General features: G+C 51.2%; 20 protein-coding genes and 1 pseudogene. 12 read left to right on the top strand and 9 right to left on the bottom strand.

The window, feature by feature from the left end:
• Positions 1–56: 56 nt before the first annotated feature.
• Genes IPK30_10620 through IPK30_10590 form a run of 7 tightly spaced genes read left to right on the top strand, consistent with a single transcriptional unit; the run spans position 57 to position 5,573 of the window.
• Positions 57–1,199: an acyl-CoA/acyl-ACP dehydrogenase gene (locus tag IPK30_10620; GenBank protein ID MBK8103699.1), complete on the top strand. Its 1,143-nt coding sequence runs from the start codon at positions 57–59 to the stop codon at positions 1,197–1,199.
• A gap of 20 nt (positions 1,200–1,219) precedes the next feature.
• Positions 1,220–1,672, top strand: coding sequence for a cyclic nucleotide-binding domain-containing protein (locus IPK30_10615; GenBank protein MBK8103698.1), 453 nt, complete (start codon positions 1,220–1,222; stop codon positions 1,670–1,672).
• A 12-nt stretch (positions 1,673–1,684) separates the two neighbouring features.
• Positions 1,685–2,281, top strand: coding sequence for a recombination protein RecR (gene recR / locus IPK30_10610; protein MBK8103697.1), 597 nt, complete (start codon positions 1,685–1,687; stop codon positions 2,279–2,281).
• On the top strand, positions 2,278–3,423 hold the full coding sequence (gene rnd, locus IPK30_10605) for a ribonuclease D (protein ID MBK8103696.1): 1,146 nt from the start codon (positions 2,278–2,280) through the stop codon (positions 3,421–3,423). Before recR ends, rnd begins: the two co-directional genes overlap by 4 nt.
• Complete coding sequence (locus tag IPK30_10600) at positions 3,420–3,707, top strand: YcgL domain-containing protein (protein ID MBK8103695.1); 288 nt, start codon at positions 3,420–3,422, stop codon at positions 3,705–3,707. Before rnd ends, IPK30_10600 begins: the two co-directional genes overlap by 4 nt.
• A gap of 4 nt (positions 3,708–3,711) precedes the next feature.
• Positions 3,712–4,245, top strand: coding sequence for a hypothetical protein (locus tag IPK30_10595; GenBank protein ID MBK8103694.1), 534 nt, complete (start codon positions 3,712–3,714; stop codon positions 4,243–4,245).
• A complete protein-coding gene (locus tag IPK30_10590) occupies positions 4,242–5,573 on the top strand; it encodes a TRZ/ATZ family hydrolase (GenBank protein ID MBK8103693.1) in 1,332 nt (443 codons plus the stop codon). Before IPK30_10595 ends, IPK30_10590 begins: the two co-directional genes overlap by 4 nt.
• On the opposite strand, the gene IPK30_10585 is transcribed toward IPK30_10590, so the two are convergent.
• The 5 genes and pseudogenes from IPK30_10585 to IPK30_10565 all read right to left on the bottom strand — a co-directional run bounded on the left by IPK30_10585 (position 5,540) and on the right by IPK30_10565 (position 10,951).
• Positions 5,540–6,394 carry a 23S rRNA (adenine(2030)-N(6))-methyltransferase RlmJ gene (locus IPK30_10585; GenBank protein ID MBK8103692.1) on the bottom strand — a complete coding sequence of 285 codons (855 nt, stop codon included), beginning with the start codon at positions 6,392–6,394 and terminating at the stop codon, positions 5,540–5,542. The two genes, IPK30_10590 and IPK30_10585, sit on opposite strands and share 34 nt — an antisense overlap.
• 19 nt (positions 6,395–6,413) lie before the next feature.
• Positions 6,414–7,588 (bottom strand): annotated as a pseudogene (locus tag IPK30_10580) (VWA domain-containing protein).
• Positions 7,589–7,595: 7 nt separating this feature from the next.
• Positions 7,596–9,218 (bottom strand): HAMP domain-containing protein, encoded by a 1,623-nt coding sequence (locus IPK30_10575; protein ID MBK8103691.1) that lies wholly within the window; start codon positions 9,216–9,218, stop codon positions 7,596–7,598.
• Between the two features lie 182 nt (positions 9,219–9,400).
• Positions 9,401–10,177: a ferredoxin--NADP reductase gene (locus IPK30_10570; GenBank protein MBK8103690.1), complete on the bottom strand. Its 777-nt coding sequence runs from the start codon at positions 10,175–10,177 to the stop codon at positions 9,401–9,403.
• Between the two features lie 102 nt (positions 10,178–10,279).
• Positions 10,280–10,951 carry a cyclic nucleotide-binding domain-containing protein gene (locus tag IPK30_10565; protein MBK8103689.1) on the bottom strand — a complete coding sequence of 224 codons (672 nt, stop codon included), beginning with the start codon at positions 10,949–10,951 and terminating at the stop codon, positions 10,280–10,282.
• Between the two features lie 120 nt (positions 10,952–11,071).
• Between IPK30_10565 and IPK30_10560 the strand changes: the two genes are divergently transcribed.
• Positions 11,072–11,314, top strand: coding sequence for a DUF4404 family protein (locus IPK30_10560; GenBank protein MBK8103688.1), 243 nt, complete (start codon positions 11,072–11,074; stop codon positions 11,312–11,314).
• Positions 11,315–11,319: 5 nt separating this feature from the next.
• On the opposite strand, the gene IPK30_10555 is transcribed toward IPK30_10560, so the two are convergent.
• Both IPK30_10555 and thrH read right to left on the bottom strand, forming a co-directional pair.
• Positions 11,320–12,207, bottom strand: a complete 888-nt coding sequence (locus IPK30_10555; GenBank protein ID MBK8103687.1) for a DMT family transporter — start codon at positions 12,205–12,207, stop codon at positions 11,320–11,322.
• Between the two features lie 20 nt (positions 12,208–12,227).
• On the bottom strand, positions 12,228–12,845 hold the full coding sequence (gene thrH, locus IPK30_10550; GenBank protein MBK8103686.1) for a bifunctional phosphoserine phosphatase/homoserine phosphotransferase ThrH: 618 nt from the start codon (positions 12,843–12,845) through the stop codon (positions 12,228–12,230).
• A 93-nt stretch (positions 12,846–12,938) separates the two neighbouring features.
• Here thrH and IPK30_10545 point away from each other — a divergent pair, with 93 nt between their 5' ends.
• Together IPK30_10545 and rsxB are read left to right on the top strand one after the other, a co-directional pair.
• On the top strand, positions 12,939–13,682 hold the full coding sequence (locus IPK30_10545; GenBank protein ID MBK8103685.1) for a 16S rRNA (uracil(1498)-N(3))-methyltransferase: 744 nt from the start codon (positions 12,939–12,941) through the stop codon (positions 13,680–13,682).
• Positions 13,682–14,749 (top strand): electron transport complex subunit RsxB, encoded by a 1,068-nt coding sequence (gene rsxB / locus IPK30_10540; protein ID MBK8103684.1) that lies wholly within the window; start codon positions 13,682–13,684, stop codon positions 14,747–14,749. Before IPK30_10545 ends, rsxB begins: the two co-directional genes overlap by 1 nt.
• On the opposite strand, the gene tadA is transcribed toward rsxB, so the two are convergent.
• Positions 14,746–15,174: a tRNA adenosine(34) deaminase TadA gene (tadA, locus tag IPK30_10535; GenBank protein ID MBK8103683.1), complete on the bottom strand. Its 429-nt coding sequence runs from the start codon at positions 15,172–15,174 to the stop codon at positions 14,746–14,748. The two genes, rsxB and tadA, sit on opposite strands and share 4 nt — an antisense overlap.
• 78 nt (positions 15,175–15,252) lie before the next feature.
• A complete protein-coding gene (locus IPK30_10530; GenBank protein ID MBK8103682.1) occupies positions 15,253–15,948 on the bottom strand; it encodes an outer membrane beta-barrel protein in 696 nt (231 codons plus the stop codon).
• 144 nt (positions 15,949–16,092) lie between these two features.
• Between IPK30_10530 and IPK30_10525 the strand changes: the two genes are divergently transcribed.
• Positions 16,093–16,836: a 2OG-Fe(II) oxygenase gene (locus IPK30_10525; protein ID MBK8103681.1), complete on the top strand. Its 744-nt coding sequence runs from the start codon at positions 16,093–16,095 to the stop codon at positions 16,834–16,836.
• 2 nt (positions 16,837–16,838) lie between these two features.
• Positions 16,839–17,477: a pyridoxamine 5'-phosphate oxidase gene (pdxH, locus tag IPK30_10520; GenBank protein MBK8103680.1), complete on the top strand. Its 639-nt coding sequence runs from the start codon at positions 16,839–16,841 to the stop codon at positions 17,475–17,477.
• Positions 17,478–17,527: the final 50 nt, after the last annotated feature.

Here is a 17,527-nt window from a genome sequence, read left to right as displayed (position 1 = left end):
GCAGCCACAGATTAGACGGTCTGTGGCAAAATGCGCGCCTTATTTTCAGCAAAGCCATGACCAGCGAGGTTGTTAGCATGGATTTCACCTTTACCGAAGAACAGACCCAGATTCGTGAGCTGGCTAACCAAATTCTGCGCGAGAACTGCGGCGATGAGTTCTTGATGCAATTTAGCAAGGGCGGCGAGCTGTACAGCCAGAGCCTGTGGCAGTTGTTTGCGGAATCCGGCCTGCTCGGTACGGCTGTTCCTGAGTCTTGCGATGGCACGGGCTTCGGTTTTATCGAAGTCTGCCAAATTCTTGAAGAGCAAGGTCGCTTTGTTGCGCCGATTCCCTTGTTGCCTAGCTTGGTACTCGGCGGCTTGCCTCTGGCGCGTTTTGGCAGCGAAGCACAACAAAAGAAATACCTGCCTGCACTCGCCAGCGGTGAAGCCATTTTGACTGCAGCGATTGCCGAGGAATCCATGGTCGCTGCGATGCGTCCCGCTTGCCGCGCTACACAACAAGGCGATGCGTGGAGCATTACCGGCGAGCGTCTGTGCGTGCCTTACGCCGCGCAAGCTGCCGTGATGTTGGTAGCGGCAGACACCGCCGATGGCAAAGCTGTGTTTTTGGTAGAGCCTAGCGATGCGGTAAAAGCAGAATATGTAGACAGCACCAACCACGAGCCGCTGTACAACGTGCAATTCAACGGCGCGCAAGCAGAGCGCCTCGGCGGTGCTGAAGTGTTGGCGTTTATTGTTGAGCACGCCAGTGTTGCCAGTTGCGCCACGATGATCGGCATTACTGAAGAAGCGCTGCGCCGCACGGCGGAATACACCGCCGAGCGCAAACAGTTTGGCACCACCATCGCCAGCTTCCAGAACACCACCATGAAATGCGCCGATGCCTATATCGACATCGAATGCATGCGCTCCGCCTACTTTGAAGCGCTGTGGAAATTGTCAGAAAACATGAAGGCCAGTGCAGAAGTACACACCGCAAAATGGTGGTCCGCTATCGGCGGTCACCGCGTGGCACACACGGCGCAACATTTGCACGGCGGCATTGGTTGCGATGTGGAATACCCACTGCACCGCTACTATTTGTGGTTCAAACAATTGGAAATTCAAATGGGCGGCGGCACACAACAGATCGCGCAACTGGGCGAATTGTTGGCGGCAGATAACAGCATTCAATTGCTGTCGAAATCTGCATAAAAATAAAAACGGAGCGCACTATGGATCACCTCGCCATCATTCGCGATTGCCCGCTGTTCAAATTATTGGATGACGAACAGTTCGAACATATCGCTCCGCGTTTGCAAATTTTAGAACTGCCAGCAGGTGCGATTCTTTACAGCGAAGGCGCACCGGCGGATACCGTTTCGATTGTGTTATCCGGCGCATTGGAAGCGATCAAAATGAGCGCGCTCGGTGGCGAAGAAACCGTGCTCAGTGAATTTTGCGCCTCGGATGTGATCGGCGAAATGGCATTGTTATCTGATCGCAAACGCTCTGCCAGCATACGCGCACAACTGCCCACCACCGTCGCCAGTTTTCAACGCGCAGTTTATGGCACGCTGGAGCGTCAGCGCCCAGACATTGCGCTGCTGGTAATGAAATCTGTCGCGCGCATTCTTGCCGAGCGTTTGCAAGACACATCAGCCGATCTCGCTGATGTGTGCGCTTAATTTTTACTGCGCATGTCATTCAGCCCACTGATTGATGAATTGATTAACGCCCTGCGCTGCTTGCCGAGTGTCGGCCCCAAATCCGCGCAGCGCATGGCCTTTCAGTTGTTGCAACACCGCCGCGACAACGCACTCAAGTTAGCAAAAACATTGGAGCGCGCACTGGAACATGTCGGCCAGTGCAATGAATGTCGCACACTCACCGAACAAACGCTGTGTGAAATTTGCAGCAACGCGCGCCGCAATCGCCGCTTGTTGTGCGTGGTCGAAACGCCGATAGATGCACTAGCAATCGAAACAGCTGGCTCTTTTACCGGTCTGTATTTTGTGTTGCACGGCAAACTGTCACCAATAGATGGCATCGGTCCCAGTGACATCGGCATTCCGCAGTTATTACAGCGTTTAGAACAAGAGCCGGTAGACGAATTGATACTCGCCACCAACGCCACTTTAGAAGGCGAAGCCACCGCGCATTACATTGCCGATCGCGCGCGCGCGCTGTCTATTCGCTGCACACGCATTGCGCACGGCGTACCACTCGGCGGTGAATTAGAATTTGTGGATGGCGGTACGCTGTCGCACGCGTTGTCAGGTCGCACGCAAATATGAAACAGATTGCGGACGACTGTTACTACCTCACCGATGACAGCGATCTCGCATCCGCAGCAGAAAGCTGGCGCTCTGCCAAGGTGCTGGGCATCGACACCGAATTTATTCGCGTGGATACCTTTTATCCCATTCCTGCCTTATTACAAATCAGCAACGGCGCGCAGTGTTGGTTGATTGATGTACTCACCATCAATAATTTTTCACCGCTGATTGAGATACTCACCGCTTCTCACATCACCAAAGTAATACACGCCGCCAGTGAAGATTTAGAAGTCTTCGACCGATTGTTCGGCACGCTGCCCACACCATTATTTGATACACAAATTGCGGCGGCTCTGTGCGGCCACGGCGCGTCCATGGGCTACAGCCGCTTGGTGCAAACACTGTTAGATATTGAACTATCGAAAGATCAATGCCGTTCGGATTGGTTGGCGCGGCCACTCACCAACGAACAAGAACACTACGCCTGCTTGGATGTGCTGTATTTGCCAGAACTCTATCAGCAGCTTGCACAAACACTGGCGCAATTACAGCGCACGCTGTGGCTGGAAGAAGAAATGATGCGCCAACTGGAGCGCGGGCGCGAACAGCGCAGCACCAACTACAGCTTAGAAAAAATCAATAATGCGTGGCGCTTGAACGCAACAGAACGCCAACGGCTTTGGCATTTGGTGTTGGGGCGCGATGCGCTGGCACGGCAACACAACAAAGCGCGCAATCACATCGCCAAAGATTTTGCGCTGCTGGAATTAGCGCGCCGCCCACCTGCACATTTAGCTGCGCTGTACAGCATTGAAGGGTTGCACCCCTCGGCCGTACGTCAGTTTGGCGCGCAGTTATTGCAGTTAGCGCAAAACGTCACGCACGATCTGCTCTGCCCACCGCTGGCAACGCCGCTCAGCAAAGCAGAAAACGATTACGTCAAAAAATTGCGCGCCGTCACGGAGCAAATTGCTCATCATCTACAACTGCCACCTGAATTGCTCGTCAAAAAAATAGAGCTGGAAAATATCGTGCGACAATACCTTGCCAAACAATCGGCGGATAGCATCGCCCTGCCAGAGCGGTTCAGCGGCTGGCGCGCCAGTGTTATTGGCTCTGCCTTGCGCGATGAAATGATTCGATGGGGAGACAACACATGAAACGGCTGATCGAAATTTTTCGCAGCCCGCGTGAAGATGGGCTCTACTTGTATGTCGATCGCCAAGAGAGTTTGAGCCGCGTGCCAGAAGCCTTGCTTGCCCGCTTTGGCAAACCTGAGAGCGCCATGGTGTTGATGCTAGAGCCTACGCGCAAATTAGCGCGCGCCAATGCCGGCACCGTGTTAGACAGCATTCAAGAGCAGGGATTTTATTTACAAATGCCGCCGTTGCCAGACAGCGAAATGTTTGCCGTGCGCGTCAATAATCAAAAGCTGGAGAAATAACGCAATGGAAATCGCCGATGTAGAACTGGCAAAAATGGCTTATTTGGTCAGCGCCTTAGCCATTGTCTTATTTACCAGCATGATTTTGCGCGGTCTGTGGCGTCCACTGCGCTTTGTGTTGATTGCCTGCGCCATTAGTGTGTTTTTTACGCCGTACTTTCTCGCACAAAAAATGCCGGATGGCTCCCAAGAAAATGTCGTACCGTCCTTTGTGGTGATGCTGCACAAAATCATTGAAGATCGAGAACAGTGGCGTGAAATTACTATCACGACCGGAAAACCCATTGCTGTAGTAGCTGGCATTGGCAGCGGTCTTGCCTTGATATTGGCACTACTGTTACCGAAACCCAGCAAAAAAATGAAATCCCCTTCTAAAAAAATTCCAGAGCCAACACAGGCCGAACAGGAAAACACAAATAAACCTAAGCAAGGACACACAAAAAAGCACAAAAAAAGAAATAAAAATAAGCACAAACATAAAAACCGGTATCTTCCAGACGACTTTGTCCCTCCTGCAAAGAAACAGGCACAACCATGATCGACACCCTACTGCACTGCCGTTACCTCATTCCTGTTATTCCAGAAAATTGCGTGCTGGAAAATCACAGTATTGCCATTAGCAATGGCAGCATTACTGACATTTTGCCGCGTAGCGAAGCGCAGAAAAAATATGCCGATATTTCAACCATAGAGCTGGATCAACACATCGTTTTACCCGGCTTAATAAACGCACACGGCCACGCCGCCATGAGGTTACTGCGCGGCTATGCCAATGATTTAGCGCTGATGGATTGGCTCAACAACCACATTTGGCCCACTGAAGCCAAATGGGTGAGTGATGCGTTTGTGTTTGATGGCGCGCAACTTGCCATTGGTGAAATGATTAAAAGCGGCACTACTTGTTTCAGCGACATGTATTTCTTTCCTGAGGCGACAGCGCGCGCAGCCAGCGAAAGTGGCATACGCTGCCAACTGACCTTCCCCATTTTTTCCTTTCCTTCCAACTGGGGTTCTGGGCCGCAAGAATATTTAGAAAAAGGATTGGCTCTGCACGATCAATTTCGCGGCTCCGAACGCATCAAAATTGCTTTCGGCCCACACGCGCCTTACACCATCGACGATGACAGCCTGAAAAGAATTGTGATGCTGGCCGATGAATTGGATGCCAATATCCAAATTCACTTGCATGAAACCGAGTTTGAAGTGGAAAGCGCTGTGCAAGAAACTGGCATGCGACCCGTTGAACGCTTGCGCCAGTTAGGCGCGCTCTCACCCCGTACGCAATGTGTACACATGACGGCGTTGAATGAAGATGACATACGCACCATTCGTGAACACGGCTGCCATGTGATTCACTGCCCAGAATCCAATTTAAAACTGGCCAGCGGTTTTTGCCCTGTCGATACACTGCAAAAAAATGGCATCAATGTAGCGATTGGCACAGACGGCGCAGCCAGCAATGACGATCTCGATTTATTTGCTGAATTGCGCACCGCCGCTCTGCTCGCCAAAGCCGTTGCCAACGATGCTACCGCCCTCGCCGCACATGCCGCGCTGCACATGGCAACAATTAATGGCGCGCGCGCGTTGGGTATGGACAACATCATCGGCAGTTTAGAAATCGGCAAACAAGCAGATATCGCTGCCGTTCGCATCGACACACTCTGTGCACAACCGATGCACGATCCCGCCTCTTCATTGGTTTACACCAGCAGCGGCGCGCGTGTTTCTGATGTATGGGTGGGCGGAAAACGCCTACTCAATAACCGTCAGCTCACCACACTAGACGAAGGTGAATTGGTGCAACGCACCATGCAGTGGCCAGAGAAAATTCAATCTTCTGCAACCAAAGAAACCACGCGATAACTGCCGCTGCTCGGTGCGAGTTGTTGCACCAACCACGGCAGAGTTTCTTGCATAGCGGCTGCCAATGACCACGGTGGATTAATCACCAACATTCCACTACCAGCCATGCCAACGCCTGTGGGTTCGCGCACCAGCAACTCTACTTGCAGCAGATTTTTTAACGGCAACGCCGCAATTTTTTTGATCATTTTTTTTGTGCGTTGCGCATCCACAATCGGATACCACAGCAAATACACGCCGGTAGAAAAACGCTTTAAGGCTTCGTTTAAGGCATCAACCACTGCCGCATCATCAGACTGCGTTTCATAGCTGGGATCGATCAACACCACGGCGCGACGCTCCTTGGGTGGCAGCGCTGCTTTTAGTGCAGCATAACCATCTACCTTTTGCACGCGCATATTTACCAGCGACTGTGTGTTTTCACACAGCGCCGAATATTCTTGTGGATGCAATTCTGAAGCAAAAAAACGGTCCTGCTCACGCTTATGTTTTTGTGTCAATAACTTCTGCGCTAATAACAAAGAACCCGCATAAAAGCGCAGAGAACCATTCACATTAAACAAACGCAGAGTTTGCAAATAAGGCTGCAAACCCACCGGCATAGAAGTAGCTTGCCACAATGCAGAAATGCCATCACGATATTCACTCGTTTTTTGCGCAACCGGATGTGTTAAATCATAGAAGCCACGACCAGCATGCACATCATGAAAATACAACGGCTTATCTTTCTGCGCCATGTAATCCAGCACTGAGCACAACACCGCGTGCTTAAGCACATCAGCCACATTGCCTGCATGAAACCCGTGTTGATAACTGAGCATAAAAATTATTCGTTATGCATTATTTCGACAAATACGCCATGGCTTGATCCAGCCCGGCAATCGTCAAAGGGAACATGCGGTTTTCGACCAAATCCCGCACCAATTTAATGCTGTGCGTGCGTGGCCAATATTCTTCTGGCATCGGATTTAGCCACACCAATTTAGGATAGGTCGCCAACAAACGCTGCATCCACACTGCACCCGATTCTTCGTTGTGATATTCAATATTTCCGCCAATGTGTGTAATTTCGTAAGGCGCCATACTGGCATCCCCACAAAGACCACTTTGTAATCGGCGGCGTACTTGTGCATCAAATCTAGCGTTGAGGTTTTTTCAGAAAAACGCCGCACATTGTTTTTCCACACAAAGTCATAAATAAAGTTGTGAAAATAAAAATACTCCAGATGCTTAAACTCTGTGCGCACTGCAGAAAACAACTCTTCGCACATTTCAATGTGTGAATCCATCGAGCCGCCAATATCAAAAAACATCAGCACTTTCACGGCATTGTGGCGCTCTGGAACCATGCGTATATCCAACAGTCCTGCATTGCGCGCCGTGGAGCGAATAGTGTTATCAATATCCAACTCTTCTTCCGCACCTTGCCGCGCAAATTTACGCAAACGCTTCAGTGCCACCTTGATATTGCGCGAGCCAATTTCGGTAGAGTCATCCAAATCACGAAACTGGCGCTTTTCCCACACTTTCACCGCACGACGATTTTTACTCTCGCCGCCCACGCGTATTCCTTCTGGGTTATAGCCGTTGTTGCCAAAGGGCGAAGTGCCACCCGTGCCTATCCATTTATTGCCGCCTTCGTGGCGCTCTTTTTGCTCTTCGAGGCGTTTCTTAAACTCCTCAATCAGTTTTTCCAAACCACCCAAAGATTGAATCTGCTTTTTTTCTTCATCGCTGAGATGTTTCTCAAATGCCTCACGCAACCAATCGTCGGGAATCATCGCCGAAATCAAGTCATCAACGGTTTGCATATCCTTAAAGTAGCGGCCAAAAGCTTGATCAAAACGGTCAAAATATTTCTCGTCTTTCACTAAGCAGGCGCGAGACAGCACATAAAAGTCATCAATGTTGCCAAAAGCCAAATGATTCTCTAGCGCCTCTAACAACACCAATAGCTCTTTAATAGACACTGGCACGCCAGCATTGCGCAGCGCGTAAAAGAAATTGATCAGCATAAGGAAGCTATTTCAAACGGAAATACAAAGCCTGCTCGCGCAAACGCTGTATCTTCTCGTTGATCTCCTGCACTGCTTGCGACAAAACCTTAGAAGTTTCTGCACTTTTTTGTGTTGAGCCTTCAATTTGCGTAACCGCAATCGTAATCTGCTCTACCCCGCTCTGCTGCTCCTCTGAAGCATTGGAGATTTCTCGAACCAACTCAGAGGTTTGCACCACCTGCGGCACTATTTCATTCAAAATTGCGGCGGCTTTTTCTGCCACCTGCATAACATTGGTGGAAAGATCACTAATTTCGTAGGCCGTTTCTTTGCTGCGCTCTGCCAACTTTCTCACTTCACCCGCCACCACCGCAAAGCCACGCCCATGCTCACCCGCACGCGCCGCTTCAATCTCTGCATTCAGTGCCAACAAATTTGTGGTGTGCGCAATTTCATCAATCAACAGAATTTTTTCTGCGATTTTTTTCATTTCGCTAACAGCTTGGCTCACTACATGGCTACTGGAGCGCACATTATCCGCCGACTGCGCGGCAATTTGCTCGGTGGCGCGCGCATTGTCTGCATTGCGGGCAATCGTCACACTCATTTCTTCTAACGCCGCTGAGGTTTCTTCCACACTCGCCGCTTGCTCGCTGGAGCTATTACTAACATCCGCAGCACTACCCAAAATGTGATTGGCACTGTTACTGAGGTGATCAATCGTATCGCTCACCTGCAACAACACTGACTGCTGCTTGCTAATAAATGCGTTGAACTCATCCGCCAATTCGCCCAACTCATCATTCGTAGTTTTGTGTAAACGGCGTGTGAAATCTCCTTCACCTTGGTGTAGCTCTTGCGCTGCAGAAATCAACGCACGAATCGGCTTTACCAACAGTCTCTGAGAAAGCAAATAAGTACCAAGATAGATAAAAAAACCAGGCGCCAGTGACCCTAGGGTAATAACCAATTGCAGAAAATCAAATGGCGCATCCGCATCGCTTTTATCAACCTCTGAAACCACTTGCCAAGAAAACCCAGGCAACTGCAAAGGTTGTGCTGCACCGTAAACCGCCGAACCTTCACGATTCAGATAATAAGGCAGCCTAAAGAAACCAGAATTCTGCAATAACTTTCGTTGCTGCCACTGTTCATTTGTTGTGACATGAATTTTTGACGACCCTGCCGGCAACAATGCACTCAATAAAACACCTTGTGCAACAACACCCAACCGAACGCCAGACTCCATCACCGGCGTTAAAACAATAACACTCTGTTGCGCGTCACTTCCTGATATTGTCATCGGCAACACCAAGGAAGAATCTTTTAATGTAGCCATCACCGAAGAAGCTGCCACCCGCAAGTCCGCAGCATATTTTCCCACCTCAAATAATGGTTCACCACCAGAAGCAGGAAGCAACACAAAGCTCTCCGTTGCCGACAATAGCAACTCTTGTTGCTGCACAGGCGCCACATTTCCTGTGTGAAGAATATTTTTTACTGTCGAACTGGCTGCACGCCACTGCGACTGCGCCTGCACTTGCGATATTTTTAGTAATGCCTGATTAGCTGCATAAGCAGCCTCGTAACCACGATCACGCAAAATACTTTCATTGACATAACGGTTATATACAAATGTAGCTGTCATAGAGACTGTAGTCACCGTGACACTGATACAAACGATTTGTATCAAAACAAACTTCCAGCCTAGCGATAGATTTTGCAGTTTTTTTATCATTGCTGTTATCCCCTGCCACAAAAAAGGATCCGTGCGCCGCTGCTACACTGTAACAACGGCACACGGATCCTGCCAAGCATTCCGATAAACGATTATTTTTCGACGAATGCGCGCTCAATCGCGTAGTCGCCCGCCTCACCCATGCGCGGCGACTCTTTCAAGCCCAAGCCGTTGAGGATATTGCACAGATCCACCAGCAGCGCTGGGCTGCCGCACATCAGGGCGCGGTCATGTTCTGGGTTGATCTGTGGCAGGCCGATGTCTTCGCACAATTTTCCACTCACGATCAAATCGGTCAAACGACCTTGATTGCGGAAAGGCTCACGCGTCACCGTGGGGTAGTAGATCAACTTCTCTTTCACCATATCGCCGAAGAATTCATTGTCTTGCAGCTCTTTGGTGATGTAGTCGTAGTACGCCAGCTCGCTCACCCAACGCACGCCGTGCGTGAGAATCACTTTCTCGTAGCGTTCGTACACTTCTGGGTCTTTAATGATGGACATGAACGGCGCCAAGCCGGTACCGGTTGAAAACAGATACAGATTCTTACCCGGCAGCAGATTGTCTTGCACCAGTGTTCCGGTTGGCTTTTTGCTGACCAATACCGAATCACCCACTTTGATGTTTTGCAGGCGAGAAGTCAGCGGACCATCGGGCACTTTGATACTGAGAAACTCCAGATAAGGCTCGTAATTGGCGCTGACGATACTGTAGGCGCGCAGCAGAGGACGGCCTTCTACTTCCAAACCGATCATCACAAACTGGCCGTTGATGAAACGCAGACCGTCTTCGCGGGTGCATTTGAAACTGAACAGCGTGTCGTTCCAGTGGTGAACTTCGAGAACGCGCTCAACCGTGATATTGGACATCAGACTTCTCTCTGGGAAAGCGGGGTGGGCAAAAATCAGGTGCGAAATGATAACGGCTCGGGCGGTTGCAGAAAACCTTTACATTTGCCGTAGATCATTCATTTAGATGGCTGCACCACGGTCTTGCGGTGCTGGCTCACGCACAATCAGCTCGTGGTTCCACTCGGAGATCAGTGCCGTCAACTGCATGATCTGGCGCTCCAAGCTCTGCAATTCCTGCTCGGTCAGCTTTTTGCCGATGAAAATCTCCACTTCCTTGCTCTTTTGCGTGAGCGGGTGAGCGGGGAAATCCATACGATACACTTCCAACTGCCAGCGCGTGTTGTTCACCACGGTGCGATACAGCGAGAGCTTGGTGGTGAGGTTAAACACCGAGAAATCCAGCAGCTCACCCAAGCCAGCCAAATCAATCGCAATCAGCAGCGCACCAGTGCAGCCTGGCGTTACCGCTACCGTAGCCGTGCGCGGTTGATGGCAGATGATAGACAGCGCGCCAAAGCTCTGCCCTGGGGTGATTTTGTTCAGCTCACGATCGCGGTGTGCGTTGTCGGCGTATACCGATAACTGCCCTTTTAAGAGGAAAAAATAGCGGCTGTCCATCTCGCCGGCGTTGATGATGGCTTCTTCTTGCGACAGTTCAATAAACTGGGTGCGATCCATCAACAGGGCAAATTGCGCGGGGTCATTCAGGCGCATTTCGCGTACAAAATTGATGCCACTGAGAAAATTGTCCGCAACATCCTGCGGGTAATCACGCATCGGGATAACTTTCATTGCCCGTCCTTTCTATATATCCAGAAATACTGGGAGCAGATTCTAGCCGATAGCACTGCGTATTGTTGAGCCTTTCCTCCACTCAGCGGCTAAAATGCAAAAAAACACGAGGGGAATCCCATGCCGCAACAACAACTCGAAAATTTGATTACACGCCTGCACGACAGCTTCGGCTCCAGCGAAGTCAGCCCGCAGCAACAGCAATTATTGGATGATTTGCAGCGCCACAGCGCAGGCGGCGCAGACACCCTATCCCTGCAAGATTCCGCCAACGCGATTCTGGAAGAACTGGAAATTGACCACCCCAAAGCCGCCGCCGTGCTACGCGAAATTGTGGAAACACTGGGGCGATTGGGGGTGTGATCCATTCACACCTGTGGCTGACTCTCCACCGCCTTGCCCTGCCGCATCACCAACAACGCCGAAGCAAAAATCAACACCGTGCCGCCGATGGCATAAGCATCCGGCACTTCATCCCACAACAACCAGCCGAGCAGCGCAGCCAGTAATACGGTGACATAACTGACGGGGGCAATTTGCGCAGCGGGCGCAGAACCATAAGCGAGCGACATCAACCACTGCGCCAAAGTATTGACGCCGCCGATACCGAGAATCAAAAGCCAGCCGCGCATGTCCGGCCACTGTGGATGCCATAAAAAAGGCACCACGGAAATAATTGCGCTGAATAATGTGAAATAAAACACCACGCGCGTAGGCGGTTCACTCACCGACAATTTGCGCACCGACACAAAAGCCAAAGCAGTAAACAAAGTACACGAAAGACCGACAGGTGCCATCCAATAAAAATGTTCACCGCCCGGCTTTAACACCAAGGCCACACCCGCCAAACCGATCAACACCACCGCGTAAATGCGCGCAGTAATCGGCTCGCGCAGCAGCCAATGCGCGAGTAAAGGCACAATGACAGGCGCGGAATACACGAACAACATGGCATCAGCCAGCGCAAAATGTGCCAGCGAATAAAAATACAAATACATCGCCGTTAAACCGACGGCTGTGCGTATGAAATGCCAGCGCATCATGTCGGTTTTTAATTCCGCACCACCGCGCCGCAAATGCCGCACTAACCACGGCAATAAAAATAACAAGCCTGAAATATTGCGCCAAAACACCATGGCGTTGTTGTCTAACTGCACCGATGCCATGCGCACCAATACGCCAGTGATGGCATAGCAAAACGCGGTAGCCGCTAAAAACAACGCACCGCGCAGCACATTATGCGAGCGAACAGACATACTAAAACGCTGATGCGCGCTTACAAATCCAGCGTACGCGTACTAGCTTTGATAAACGCCTTTTTTAGATCGTCATAAGTGTGCACGGCAGGGAATTGCGGAAACTCGCGAATCACATTTTCTGGCGCATGAAAAAGAATCCCTGCATCTGCTTCCGATAACATGCCGGTATCGTTGTAAGAATCACCGGCTGCAATGGTACGGTAATACAAACTTTTCAGCGCCACAATGGTTTGGCGTTTAGGGTCGCGCTGGCGAATGTGGTAGTCCACCACATGCCCGTTACCATCCACTTCTAAATTGTGACAAAACAGCAGCGGATAACCCAGTTGACGCATCAAGGGCTGGGCAAATTGATAAAATGTGTCAGAAATAATCGCCACCTGAAAACGCTCGCGCAACCACGCCACAAACTCCACCGCACCCGGCAGCGGCTTGAGCTGTGCAATCACTTCTTGAATTTGCGGCAGACCAAAGCCGTGTTGATCTAGCAGGCGCAGGCGCTGCTGCATCAACACATCGTAATCAGGAATATCGCGCGTGGTGGCGCGCAATTCAGCAATGCCGGTATGCTCGGCAAACGCAATCCAGATTTCCGGCACCAACACACCTTCCAGATCTAAACAGGCAATTTCCACGCGCGCACCCTCATAAAAGTGGCGGCATTTTATCAGCAAAAACATCAGCCACCGTATAATGCAGTCACGATTGGATGAACGCACACCACGGCCGTGAATATCATTCTGCTCACCGACAGCGATTTCACCTCTACCACGCATTGCACACTGCAAGGCGCGCGTGCGTTGCATATCGTCAACATTTTGAAAAGCGCTGTGGGCGATACGCTGCGCGTGGGCGCACTGAATGGCAACATGGGCAGCGCACAAATTGCTGCAATCAGCGGCACAGGCAGCAGCACGCAAATCCAACTGCACCTAATTCAGCTAGATCAAACACCACCTGCACCACTTGCCATCACTTTGCTATTGGCTCTGCCGCGCCCGCGTATGCTGGGGCGGCTGCTGCGCGATGTCACCAGCCTCGGCATCAAACATATTCACTTGTTTGGCAGCAGCAAAGTCGAAAACAGCTATTGGCAAACACCCGCACTGAAACCCGACAGCGTGCATGAGAAATTATTGGAAGGCTTGGCACAGGCGCGCGACACACATTTACCCGCCATCCACTTGCACCGCCATTTTCGTGAAGTGAGCGACACGCTGCTGCCCTCGCTCCTGCAAACACACACTGCTGTACTGGCAGACCCGTTTTCTCCTCGCGCCACACCCGCGCTGCCTGCGCAAAAACCGATTGCTCTATTGATTGGCCCCGAAGGTGGTTTTACCGACGAAGAACGCACGCAATTGTTAGCAAAAAATTGTCAGCCGCTGTGGTTGGGCAGTCGCATTCTGCGCGTGGAAACCGCCGTGCATAATGCGATAGGACGACTCGGTTCACTCATGGAATTGCCGTGATGAGTGATGCGCTCATTCCCGCCATTAACTTAACGCTGACTGATCGCATTGATGCCGTGTTGCCGCAAACGCAATGCACCAAATGCGGCTATCAAGGTTGTCGGCCGTATGCAGAAGCGATTGCCGCGGGTGATGCCATCAACAAATGTCCACCAGGTGGCGCGGCCGGCATTCAAAAATTGGCGCAATTATTGGATCGACCTGTCATTCCTCTCGACACCACACACGGCGAAGAACTGCCGCAATTGATGGTGGCTTATATTCGTGAACCGGAGTGCATCGGCTGCACCAAATGTATTCAAGCCTGCCCTGTGGATGCGATTTTCGGTGCCGCAAAATTGATGCACACCATCGCCAGCGATATTTGTACCGGCTGTGAATTGTGTGTCGCGCCCTGCCCCGTCAACTGCATAGAAATGATACCTGCGCCCTATCAAAATCTTTCTGCTGACGACACACAGAAAAAATCTGATTTATCGCGCGCGCGTTTTCAGCGCCGCAATACGCGCCTACAAAAAATAGCCTATGCCAAAATTGTGCGCAGAAAAATCTCCAGCGAAAAAGCCGATGCCGTCGCCGCTGCACTGCAATTAGCGCAAGAAAAACAAAAGGCTTATGAACAGGCTGCACAGCAATCGCCAGAAGTTCTGCGTGAAAAACTGGAGAAAACGCTGGCCGCCGCACAAGAGCGTCTAGCGCGCGCTGAAGCCAAAGTGGTGGAGGCGGAGAAAAAATCTCCTGAGCAAGTCGCTGCTCTCACTGCGCGGCGCGAAGATATGCGCTTCAAAGTCAATGAAGTGCTAAAAAAATTGGCTGCACTCGATAAGCCCTCCGCATCAATCAACACCACGGCACAAGCAGCACTGGAAAAAATGCAGGCGCTGCGTCAACGCAAACCGGATAGCGAGCGTTTTGCTGCGGGACTGCTGGTGATTGAGGAAAAACTGCAAGCCGCCAGAGCGCAACTGCTATCTGCTGAAGGCGATGAAGCCATTTTTCTGCGCGAAGATATCGCACGCTTGGAAAAGAAACGCGCTACCGTGCTGGAAGAAATGAAAAACTCTTAACGCCGGCTGCGAAAAAAATCCTGCATCAGGTTCGCACAATCTTCCTGTAACACCCCACCTTCACAACACACGCGATGATTAAAATGCGGCGCTGAAAACAGCGACAAATGACTGTCTGCCACCCCCGCTTTCGGCTCCGGTGTGCCGTACACCACACGCGCCACGCGCGCATGCACCAGCGCACCCGCACACATCGCACAGGGCTCAACCGTGACATACAGCGTGGTATTCGGTAAGCGGTAATTGCTAATGCGTTTCGCGGCATCGCGCAGCGCCATCACTTCTGCGTGCGCGGTAGGATCGTTTGTAGTAATTGGGCAATTAAAACCTTCGCCAATCACTTCCCCTTCACACACCAGCACCGCACCAACAGGGACTTCCCCTTTGGCTGCGGCCTGTTGTGCCAGCGCGAGGGCGCGCTGCATGTATTGCTCGTCGTTGTTTTGCGTCACAGGTGCTACTCAATGCTGAATAGCACCATTAGACCATCAAAGATTGCAGCATTAAAAACGGTAGCCAATGCTCGCCATGTAAACCCACACATCGGCTTCAACATTCGCTTTCACTTTCGAGCTCGCTAACGGGCCGTTTTTCACGGTGTAAGTCGCTTCGGTATCAACAGGGAAATACCACACACCAGCGTTAACCAACCAGTTATTGCCGATATCCACATCCAAGCCCGCTTCCAAGGCGTAGCCCCAAGAGTTGTCGATATCGAGATCTACATCACCGCCCAAAGTGGTGTTCAATTCACGGCTGGCATCCTCACCGTAAAACCACGAGTAATTCACGCCGGCGCCCAAATACGGCGTAAAAGCCGTGGAATTATTGAAATAGTACTGCGCGGTCAAAGTCGGTGGCAGTAAACGCGTTTTGCCGAGATCGGTCGTGCCGAATGCCGCACCTACCGTGCTATTACCGTTTAAGCGATGTTGAAATGGAGCTGCAGCGAGCAGGCCCACACCAAAGTTATCCGTGATCATATAAGTACCGGTCACGCCCAAACGCGTATCGCTGTCTACACTGACATTGGCACCGTACAAGGCATTACCGTTGAGCTCTGGTGTTGAGATGCTGTCGTCCAGTGTTACATTGGTGGCCCCAACACGCACAATAATGTCACCTGCCTTATGCGCCTGTACCCCCACTGTACAACTTGCCAAAACCACACCTACCACTGCTTTTTTCAATGCGCTCATCTAACACCTCTGATCAAACGGAATATGCGATTCACCGAACCGCGAGATCATTGGAGCACAGGCTTTTTCACAAAATATTGACAGAAATTAATAATCCATCAGTTCAAAAAATGTATTTTAAATAGACTAATTACAGAACAGCTTATGAGTGACGACCCTTTTTTCTACTTTGATCCAACCAGCTTACATACGCGCGCTGAAGCATTGGCTGAAAGTTATCGCACGGCTTCCCCCTTCCCGCATGCTGTGATCGACAATTTATTACCCGATGCTATCGCTCTGCGTTTAGCGCGTGAATTTCCCGCGCGTGACTTTGTGGGATTTCAACGCCGCGACAACTCACACCAAGTGTTAAAACAAGCACGCCTACAAGAAAGTTATTTCGCCGGCGTTTCCGGTTTTGCGCGCCATATGGTGCTGCTGTTTAACGATCATGTTTTTATCGATTTCTTAGAAAAGTTGACCGGTATTAAAGGCATCATTCCCGACCCGCATTTTTTTGGCGGTGCGTTCCATCAAATTCTTCCCGGCGGCAAACTCGATATACACGCAGACTTCAATCGCGATGAACGCCGCAAATTAGATCGCCGCTTAAATGTGCTGTTGTACTTGAATGAAGATTGGCAAGACGCATGGGGCGGCAATCTGGAATTGTGGAATGCAGAGATGACGCGCTGCGAAAAAACTGTGTCGCCGATTTTGAATCGCTGCGTGATTTTCAACACCACCGATACCTCTTTCCACGGTCACCCTGAACCACTCACCTGCCCGCCCGATCGCACGCGCAATTCCTTGGCTTTTTACTACTACACCAATGGCCGCGACGACGGCGCTACCGGCGAAGGGCAATTCAAAACGCTGTGGCGTGATAGGCCTGAAGGAAGATAAACATGAAAACCTCCGACATCCGCCGCGAATACCAATACGGTGAATTGCACAGACGCGATCTCGCTGCTGATCCTTTTGCGCAATTTTCGCGCTGGCTGGATGAGGCAGTGCTTGAACCCAACTTGCCCGACCCCACCGCCATGACGCTCGCCACGGTGAATGCACAAGGCCAGCCCGCGCAGCGCACGGTATTGCTGAAAGATCACGGCGCGGCGGGTTTTACTTTTTTCACCAATCTGCGCAGCCACAAAGCACAAGATTTGCAGACGAACGCCAAAGTCTCGCTGCTGTTTCCTTGGCTGGTGCAGAGCAGACAAGTGATTATTCAAGGCACGGCGCAGCGCACCACGCGCGCAGAAGATGAAGCCTATTTCTCTAGCCGACCGCGCGGCAGCCAGCTCGCCGCTTGGGCTTCTGAACAGAGCAGCGTGTTGCAAAACCGCGAGCAACTGGAAGCAGCTTTTGCTGACATGGAAAACCGTTTTGGCGATGGCCGCATCCCCTGCCCTGAGCATTGGGGCGGCTGGCGTGTGATACCGGCGCGCATCGAGTTTTGGCAGGGGCGACCCAGCCGTCTGCACGACCGTTTCGTCTACGAAAAACAAGGCAATGCTTGGCGCGTTTTTAGGCTGGCTCCGTAGTTTTCAGACTAGCCCCTCACCGCACTCTGCCGCATAATTCCGCCTCCCAA

The organism is Cellvibrionales bacterium (genome assembly GCA_016713115.1).
Lineage (GTDB): Bacteria > Pseudomonadota > Gammaproteobacteria > Pseudomonadales > UBA7239 > UBA7239.
Note: the sequence above shows the minus strand (reverse complement) of the source record. Positions and strands in the feature narration are given on the sequence as shown.

Coding starts and splice junctions, on each gene's coding strand:
- IPK30_10560 (MBK8103688.1), top strand. CDS start 11,072: ATGCCGCAACAACAACTCGAAAATTTGATTACACGCCTGCACGACAGC.
- pdxH (MBK8103680.1), top strand. CDS start 16,839: ATGAAAACCTCCGACATCCGCCGCGAATACCAATACGGTGAATTGCAC.
- IPK30_10595 (MBK8103694.1), top strand. CDS start 3,712: ATGGAAATCGCCGATGTAGAACTGGCAAAAATGGCTTATTTGGTCAGC.
- IPK30_10530 (MBK8103682.1), bottom strand. CDS start 15,948: ATGAGCGCATTGAAAAAAGCAGTGGTAGGTGTGGTTTTGGCAAGTTGT.
- rnd (MBK8103696.1), top strand. CDS start 2,278: ATGAAACAGATTGCGGACGACTGTTACTACCTCACCGATGACAGCGAT.
- IPK30_10555 (MBK8103687.1), bottom strand. CDS start 12,207: ATGTCTGTTCGCTCGCATAATGTGCTGCGCGGTGCGTTGTTTTTAGCG.
- tadA (MBK8103683.1), bottom strand. CDS start 15,174: ATGCAGCGCGCCCTCGCGCTGGCACAACAGGCCGCAGCCAAAGGGGAA.
- IPK30_10575 (MBK8103691.1), bottom strand. CDS start 9,218: ATGACAGCTACATTTGTATATAACCGTTATGTCAATGAAAGTATTTTG.
- IPK30_10565 (MBK8103689.1), bottom strand. CDS start 10,951: ATGAAAGTTATCCCGATGCGTGATTACCCGCAGGATGTTGCGGACAAT.
- rsxB (MBK8103684.1), top strand. CDS start 13,682: ATGAGTGATGCGCTCATTCCCGCCATTAACTTAACGCTGACTGATCGC.
- IPK30_10585 (MBK8103692.1), bottom strand. CDS start 6,394: ATGCTCAGTTATCAACACGGGTTTCATGCAGGCAATGTGGCTGATGTG.
- IPK30_10620 (MBK8103699.1), top strand. CDS start 57: ATGACCAGCGAGGTTGTTAGCATGGATTTCACCTTTACCGAAGAACAG.
- IPK30_10525 (MBK8103681.1), top strand. CDS start 16,093: ATGAGTGACGACCCTTTTTTCTACTTTGATCCAACCAGCTTACATACG.
- IPK30_10570 (MBK8103690.1), bottom strand. CDS start 10,177: ATGTCCAATATCACGGTTGAGCGCGTTCTCGAAGTTCACCACTGGAAC.
- IPK30_10615 (MBK8103698.1), top strand. CDS start 1,220: ATGGATCACCTCGCCATCATTCGCGATTGCCCGCTGTTCAAATTATTG.
- IPK30_10600 (MBK8103695.1), top strand. CDS start 3,420: ATGAAACGGCTGATCGAAATTTTTCGCAGCCCGCGTGAAGATGGGCTC.
- IPK30_10590 (MBK8103693.1), top strand. CDS start 4,242: ATGATCGACACCCTACTGCACTGCCGTTACCTCATTCCTGTTATTCCA.
- recR (MBK8103697.1), top strand. CDS start 1,685: ATGTCATTCAGCCCACTGATTGATGAATTGATTAACGCCCTGCGCTGC.